Annotated in this window: 4 protein-coding genes; 3 read left to right on the forward strand and 1 reads right to left on the reverse strand. The window is 40.3% G+C overall.

Going from position 1 to position 8,120, the window contains the following annotated elements; all coding sequences use genetic code 11:
* Window positions 1-378 precede the first annotated feature (378 nt).
* The 3 genes from NWQ57_RS18575 to NWQ57_RS18585 all read left to right on the forward strand — a co-directional run bounded on the left by NWQ57_RS18575 (window position 379) and on the right by NWQ57_RS18585 (window position 5,827).
* Window positions 379-3,330: a TonB-dependent receptor domain-containing protein gene (locus NWQ57_RS18575; RefSeq protein WP_306023670.1), complete on the forward strand. Its 2,952-nt coding sequence runs from the start codon at window positions 379-381 to the stop codon at window positions 3,328-3,330.
* An 81-nt stretch (window positions 3,331-3,411) separates the two neighbouring features.
* Window positions 3,412-4,200, forward strand: coding sequence for a hypothetical protein (locus tag NWQ57_RS18580; RefSeq protein WP_306023671.1), 789 nt, complete (start codon window positions 3,412-3,414; stop codon window positions 4,198-4,200).
* Window positions 4,201-4,219: 19 nt separating this feature from the next.
* On the forward strand, window positions 4,220-5,827 hold the full coding sequence (locus tag NWQ57_RS18585; RefSeq protein WP_306023672.1) for a tryptophan halogenase family protein: 1,608 nt from the start codon (window positions 4,220-4,222) through the stop codon (window positions 5,825-5,827).
* A gap of 95 nt (window positions 5,828-5,922) precedes the next feature.
* Here the strand turns inward: NWQ57_RS18585 and NWQ57_RS18590 are convergent, their stop codons facing one another.
* Window positions 5,923-7,872: a S9 family peptidase gene (locus NWQ57_RS18590; RefSeq protein WP_306023673.1), complete on the reverse strand. Its 1,950-nt coding sequence runs from the start codon at window positions 7,870-7,872 to the stop codon at window positions 5,923-5,925.
* Window positions 7,873-8,120 lie beyond the last annotated feature (248 nt).

An 8,120-nucleotide genomic window follows, 5' to 3' on the forward strand; every position in this document is an offset into this window, starting at 1 on the left:
CTAAGCCAACTTGATCAGGACAATCGATGACTAATCTAAAGGTTTGCTGCATTTTTATTCCCAAAAAAGCTTTAATCTACAATAGTGTCTTGCCACACTGCTGGGGTGAAAGAACTAATTCAAATATTCCATAAGTATTTTGTCGGATATAATTGAATTCACATCTTTCTTTTTTGCCAATGAAATATCCATTCAAAATGGATAGGTTGTTTTACTTACCTAAGACTCGCAATATTGTGAAAAATGTTGGTTTTTAGGTCAAAGCTGTTTGTAAAAATTTGTGATTAGTTGATAAGATGGGACTGAACGGTCTATTTTTTTTAAAACTATAGTTAAAGACCTACTAACCACCGGTATTTCTACCATATGGGAACACAGATGAAAAAATCAACAATAAACACTATCAGAAAGAGACCTCTGGCTCATGCCATTGGTTTTGCTTTGGCGGCAAACGCTTTTGGCGCTTTTGCTCAAGAAACTGACGTCACTGAAGAGTTAGAAGCCAAACAAGAAGAAAAAATCGTTATTACCGGTTCGAGAATACGCTCCGGTGGTTTTGATGAAGCTCGTCCTGTTGACATTATTCTTGCTGATTCAGCTATTAATCAAGGTTTAGGCGACATTGGCGCACTATTGAGAAGTTCAACAGTAGCGTCAGGTTCTGCTCAAGTTACAGCTGCATCTTCTACTGCGTTTGTACAAAATGGTGGTGGAGGTTCAGAAACATTATCTCTACGAGGGCTAGGCGCTAACCGCACGTTAACATTATTAAACGGCCGTCGTGCAGGCCCAGCTGGAACTCGTGGTGGCGTATCTTCTTTTGATTTTAACGTTTTACCATTATCTATCGTTGAGCGGGTTGAAATATTAAAAGATGGCGCATCTTCGGTCTATGGTTCAGATGCAGTTGCAGGCGTGGTTAACATTATTACAAAAAAAGGTGACGGTGGAGATATCGATGTTTCTTTGTCGCAACCTACTGAAAGTGGCGGTGAAGTTTTCAGAATTAACGGTACTTATGGAAGCACGTTTTCAAAAGGTTCTTTCCGAGTCACGGCTGATTATCAAAAGCGCTCAGAATTACAAAAGGGTGACAGAGATTCTTTCAATTGTGGTGAGCAATATGTTTTTGATAAAACCACTGGCGCTAGAGCAGATGTAATCGATCCAAGAACTGAAAAAGCATGGTGTAACGACTTACTCTGGGGCCATGTGTGGCTATATGATTACCAAGATGAAGGTGGAAACGTACTTCCAGGCGCTAAAGCACAATTCGACTATGACGGAAACTTAGGTAATTACATTCCTGGACTTGCTTCCAACGCAAATAACCCAGATTATTTTAATGCCCCTGAGGGCTGGTATTTAGTTAACTACGACAGACGTTCTGACAGTGTAACTAATGCTGATCATCCTTTTCAAGATGGCGCTTCTTTAATTCCTCAAATTGAAACAGTATCATTTTTTGCACAAGCTGACTACGAGCTTACAGACAACATGATGGCTTATGGTGAGTTCTTACTTAACCGTCGTAAATCTGAAGCGAATGGTTATCGTCAATTTTGGAGCTATATCTATAACGAAACCTTTTTTGGTGGCAATAGCTTAAGTGAAGGCTGGACCGGCGCACAATGGCTTAGTCCAACAGCGATTACCGACCACTCTGATTCTGGTCAAACCGTTGATTACGCTCGTTTTGTTGTTGGCCTAACTGGTGATATTGGTGATTGGTATTATGACGTTTCTTATCAAAATAGCCGCTCTGAAGGTGAATACAGAAACGATATTATTTATAAAGACTCCGTCGAAGATCAAAATTGGTTGAACGGCTCATGTGCAGGTACTACTTCATCTGTTCGAGGTGTGTCTTGTGTCGATATACCTTGGTTAGATCCACAGTTCCTAGCTGGAAATGTCTCAGATGAAGTACGTGACTTTATCTTTGGTCATGACGTAGGGAACACAATCTACAAACAAAGTACTTTAGAAGCCTTTATTTCTGGAGATATTTTTGATTTACCTGCTGGGCCTGTTGGTGCGGTATTTGGCGCTAGCTATCAAAAGGACGAAATCGAAGATACTCCTGGAGAAAATGTGTTAGCACGTAACGTTTGGGGTTCTTCTGCCGCGGGTGTTACCGCGGGTAAAGATACAACTAAAGCCATCTTTGCTGAATTTAAGATCCCCGTCGTACAAGACATGTTTCTGGCTCAAAACGTTGAATTAGAATTGTCAGGTCGCTATACCGATGTAGATTCATTTGGTGATGATTCAACTTACAAAGTCGGTATTAACTGGTCTTTAACTGAGAATTGGCGTGTCCGTGCCTCTAAAGGCACCTCGTTCCGTTCACCTGCGTTGTTCGAATTATATCTAGCCGACCAAACTAGTTTTAGTGGTCAGCGAGCTATTGACCCATGTATCAACTGGGGTAATAACCTAGCAAGCGATTCAATTACGCAAAGAACAGCAGACAACTGTGCTGCTGATGGTATTCCTGCTGACTTCGGCGGGGCTTCAATCAGTGCAACAATTGTAACTGGTGGTGGTGCAGGTGTATTGAGTGCTGAAACATCAACATCAAAATCAATCGGTCTAGTTTGGACACCTGATTTTGCTGATCTGAGTGTGTCACTAGACCACTTTGACTTTGAAATATTAGGTGAAGTAACACAGTTAGGTTGTTATGACTCTGAGTTTTTCCCTACTGATCCTTTGTGTTCTCAATTTGATCGTGACGCAACCGATATGCGTGTTGAAGAGGTTCGTGACAGCTTTATTAATATTTCATCACAAATCAACAAAGGTTTCGATTTTGCCTTGTCTTATAAAGTCGACACTGAATTAGGTGAAATCCGTTTTGATACACAGCATACTTTTCAAACTGATGCGGAGCAGGCGTTATTTGAAGATACTGTTATCAATACCAACGGTGAGTTCGGTGAGCCTAAGCACGTAGCTACCTATAACGTTTCATTATCAAAAGATAATTGGGCGTTCTATTGGAATGTTAATTATATTGGTGCGGTTTCGAACAACCAAAGTTACTTTGACCGTCGTGGTTCTTATGATGCGACCTACCGTGGCTTACCAGTTGATATTGTACTTCGCAGTGATAGCGTTATGTACCATACCTTCTCTTTGTCGTATGACTGGAAAGATGAAGGTATCTCAGCTATTTTTGGTGTAGCGAATGCATTTGATACCACACCACCACGTGTAACTACACTTAACTTAGGTGAAGTAAATTCTGAGGGTAACTCAGCGTTTTACAGCCAATATGATTGGTTAGGTAGACGAGTATTTATGAATGCTACTTACAAGTTCTAGTTTGTAAAATCAGTAAAAAGCCGACCTTGGTCGGCTTTTTTTATGGTATTTTTATGCATCAATTAGCTAAGTAGGCGCATCATGCCCAGAGTTGTAATAAAACAAGACAATTTAAATTCGTTGAATAGTCAATTTATTCACGAGCCACTAACACAACCGGTATTCCTAAATTCGGTTCCCAAAAGCGGTACCCATTTAGTGAGAAATATATTGCGTATGTTTGTGCCAGTTGAGCAGCAATACCATGATGCTTTTGTGCAAATTCCTATATTGAAACAGAATTTACAGGCCTTTGATGTTAACAATCCAAAGTTAAGTTGGGGGCATTTATTGTTTTCTGACGATTCAGTCATTGCTTTGAGACCCGCTAAACATATTGTATTGGTCAGGGATCCTTATTCTTGGGTCTTAGCCAGAACACGCTTTTTCTTATCCGATACATTCCAAGGCTCTTTAGAGCATTTAAAAAGTGGTAAAGTGTCATTAGAAGAAGTGATGAATATGATGATTTTTGGTATTTACCAGAAAGCTCCGACCCTTGCTGAAATATTTACTCATAACGCGGTTGCTTGGTTAGGTACCGGAGTTAAAGTCATCAAATATGAAGATGTTATTAGGCATTTAAAAGCGATAGATAAACCCGCAGCGCAGATATTTTTTGCTGATTTGATTGGTCAACTGGGTTACCAAACCTTGCCTGAAGACTGGCAAAAAAGGGTCAAATTGGGTTCTGATCGAGAACAAAGTGGCACAGCTCGTGAAAATCTGTCTGGAAATATTATGGAGTTGCCTGACGAACTGCCGTTTGAGCAAAAACAACTCGTTGAATATGCGGCTCCAGGTTTACGTAGGTTACTTGGATATATTTAATTAAGTTTCTGGTAATAATATGAAAAATCCAAAAAAAACAGTTTTGATAGTTGGTGGGGGCTCAGCAGGTTGGATGACTGCGGCTTATTTAAATGGTGCATTAAATCAGCGAGGCGAACAAAACAATGTACAAATTCGTTTGTTAGAATCGCCTGATATTCCAAGGATTTCCGTTGGTGAAGCCACAATTCCCTCTATTCGTCATTTGCTTGCGGTTGTGGGCGTTGATGAAATTGAATTTATGAAGGCGACTGACGCTACATTTAAACAGTCTATTAAATATGCTAATTGGGTTAATAACGATGATACTTTTTATCATCATCCATTTAGTCGAATGCAAATTCATCCTATTGATTTTTCAGGTCAAAGGTGGCTGCAAAGTGATCGTAAAATTCCTTTCATGGAAACGTGTTCTACCCAACCGCTTATCTGTGAGATGGGGTTGGCGCCAAAAATGTTGGGTCCGTGGGATATGGGACAGCCATTGAGTTATGCCTATCACATGAACGCTCAAAAATTTGCTGATTATTTGCGAGATTTTTCTGTTGCTCGCGGAGTTCTCCATACATCTGCTAATTTGGTTGATGTAGAGATGGCTGCAACGGATAAAATTACTGCAGTAGTTACCGACCAAGGTGAAAGAATAGAGGCTAATTTATTTGTTGATTGCACCGGTTTTAAAGCTCGGTTGATAGAAGAAAAATTAAAAGTAGGTTGGGAAGATTGCTCGCAATGGTTGCTTTGCGACAGAGCAATTACAATGCATGTGCCTTATGATAAGTTCTATCCAGGCATGATTAGGCCTTATACCACTGCAACTGCGCTTTCTAATGGTTGGATATGGGACATTCCGATGAAGAGTCAGCGTTCAGTAGGCTATGTGCATTCTAGTGCATTTATTAGTGAAGCGGACGCAGAGAAAGAAATGCGAGCTTACCAAGGGCCGGGTTGTGAATACTTACCTTCAAGAGTCGTTAATTTTAAGGTGGGTCGTCGCGAACAAAACTGGTCAGGTAATTGTGTTGCTATTGGTTTGTCTGGTGGATTTATCGAACCTTTAGAGTCAACAGGCCTTTACTTAAGTGACTTAGGGGCAGTTATGCTTGCCGAACACTTTCCTTATAATGACGATGATATGTCAGAGTTAGCAAAACGCTACAATCGTGTGTTATCAAATAGGTATTATGAAATTTTAGATTTTATCAATATGCACTATTGCCTAACTAAGCGCACGGATACCGCATTTTGGCGAGAGGTGCAAAAGTCAGAGCGAATTAATCCTCGTTTAAGACAAAAGTTAGCATATTGGCGAGTCAAAACACCCAGTGCAGCAGATTTTGAAGACGCAGGCTTTAGTGGTCTTGGCGATGAAAACCGTCCAGCCGTCGACACCGCTGCACTTTGGAATCATCAAAGTTACGAGTGTATTTTATATGGTATGGGATTTTTAGAGGAAGAGTGTGACGAGCGCTATGGAAAAATTCGTCCACCTATGCAGTTACATCCGGCGATATTTCAGCGCCTCACAGCGGCAAAACAAAAGCTTCCGCCTCATGCAGTGTGGTTAAAGCAAGCAGTAGGCATGAATGATTATGTGACTGCTATGAGGCCTAAAGGATGGGTTTGAACACGCAGAATTGTCCCGTCCTAGAATAAGTTGACGGTTTTAAGCCAGCGTTTTTCGCTGGCTTTTTAATATCTGTATCAACGTTAATTTACTGATTAAGCTTTGCCAATGTGCTTTTCTAAAAATTGTAGCATTTTTTCGTAAAGTTCTAAGCGATGTTCTTCTTTATAAAAACCGTGACCTTCTTTTTCTTTAATGAGTAATTCGTAGGGGTAGTTTCTTTTATCAAGCTGTTTCATTAAAAACTCTGCTTGTTCAATAGGCACTCGTTCATCTTTCCCACCATGAACTAAAAACAAAGCCGCTTTAATTTTATCTACATTGTAAGCGGGTGAACGTTTTTTAAGATCTTCTTGGTCCGTACCAAGGGCTTGTTCTAAGTAATTAATCCCTGACTGAGATGATGGAATGTCACCTTCTTCAAACATCATTGGTAAGCTGTAAACTCCAACATAGCCTATTGCACATTTATATAAATCAGGCTCTTTAACCACGCCCATTAATGTTGCATAGCCGCCATAAGAGGCACCGTATATACAAATTCTATCCGCATCAGCGACACCAGACTCAATGGCCCATTTTGTCGCATCAGTTAAGTCGTCTTGCATTTCTAGGCCCCATTTACGATACCCAGAGTATTCAAACTCCCGACCGTAACCACCTGAGCCTCTAAAGTTAAGTTGGAGAACTGCATATCCTCTGCTGGCAAGCATTTGCGCATCTCTATCAAAGGTCCAAAAATCTCTTGGTCCGTGGGGACCTCCATGCGGATAAACCACTAAAGGTAAGTTTTTCTGATTTGAATTAGGTAAAGTTAGATAGCCGCTCAGCTCAATCCCATCACGAGATGTAATGGTAAAAGGTTGCACTTCGGACATTTTATCTGGATTAACTGCAGGCGATGAATTAACCAAAAATTGCATCTCTTTGGATTGAGTATTAAACAAATAATATGCCCCAGGATCTTTAGCTGATGAAACATAAACAATCAATTTACTTTCATCTTTCGTTGCACTAGTGATGTTGATCGTATCGTCCTGAAATGTAGCCTGTAGCTTATCTAGCCATTGTGCCAAGTTATGGTCTGTTAATGTTTTATTGTATGTCCGATCAGGTGAAATTTTAGCGGAAACTAGTTGCATGTCTTGACTTAAAAAAACATCTCTAAGGTCAACTTTCTCGTTACGGTATATCAGCTCAGGTTCATCAGAATTAGGCTTTAACTTAACCAATCCAATAGTCGATGCATCAAGGTTTGACAACGCATACACTTCTTTATTGTCGGGCGTGAATGCTATAGGTGTTATCGTGCCCTCATTACCAGCATACGTGCCTGACAAGCGCCACTCATCTTCATTGCTGTCGCGATAATAGGATTTTAGTTTATTGTCATCATCTTCATCCGTTCCTAAAGCAAACCGAACATTTCTATTATGATCTGACAACAAATAAGCCGCTCTTATTGGCGCAGTGGCGACTTTTTTAGTATTGCCAGAATAAATATCAAGTTCATATGCCTCGGTAAAAGAAGCTGTACCGCGACTTCCTCCTTGGACAGAAATTAAAATTGTTTTAGGATCGTCTGGCAACAAATGTAATATTTGCATGAATGTTCGATACTTGGCTGGACCTTGTTGGCCACGCTTTTTTTCAAGTATTCCCCAAAGAGCTTCTTTATCGGTGCCGTCAGCATTCATTACGTAATACTCTGCCGTGCCGACAGGTTGGTCTAAGGCTCCAATTTTTTTACTGATCCTGATCCCTAAACGTTCGTTATTAAGCCACGTTAATTCAGAGGGAAGTTGACCTAACTTAAATTCGATAGCAGAAAGTTGCTGCAGATTTTTCACGTCAATAATAGTGACAAGAGGCGTATTATCCTCTTTTGTGACTGCCGCTGCGAGGTACTCTCCTGTGGGAGATATGACTAACTGCTGAAACTGTGGGAACTTAGTGAAAACTTGTAGTGGGATAAGTTCATTCCCATACACTGGAATCTTCATCCCCAATATAAAAAGCCCCACTGTTAACAAAAACCTTTTCATTTATATTCCTTAAGTTTAGTTGGAAAATCATTTCTTAATTGAATCCTGCCTCAGCATAATTTAACTGTCAAATACAAACAAACTGATTGAGCTCTATCGAGATTTCATTGGTCTTTCAACTAATAGCACCTCTTTCTATTGGATGTATATTTCAGCTTTTATAAGTAACTATATTGGTTTGCGGGCTTTCAATTCAGGCATTAAGGGCCATGACTGTCTGATGGCATACACTACGCCTTTCGCGGTTG

Origin of the sequence: Paraglaciecola sp. (assembly GCF_030730205.1) — a bacterium.
Classification (GTDB): domain Bacteria; phylum Pseudomonadota; class Gammaproteobacteria; order Enterobacterales; family Alteromonadaceae; genus Paraglaciecola.

Excerpts from the sequence above, each read along its gene's own strand:
- NWQ57_RS18590 (WP_306023673.1), bottom strand. The coding sequence starts at position 7,872 with ATGAAAAGGTTTTTGTTAACAGTGGGGCTTTTTATATTGGGGATGAAG.
- NWQ57_RS18580 (WP_306023671.1), top strand. The coding sequence starts at position 3,412 with ATGCCCAGAGTTGTAATAAAACAAGACAATTTAAATTCGTTGAATAGT.
- NWQ57_RS18575 (WP_306023670.1), top strand. The coding sequence starts at position 379 with ATGAAAAAATCAACAATAAACACTATCAGAAAGAGACCTCTGGCTCAT.
- NWQ57_RS18585 (WP_306023672.1), top strand. The coding sequence starts at position 4,220 with ATGAAAAATCCAAAAAAAACAGTTTTGATAGTTGGTGGGGGCTCAGCA.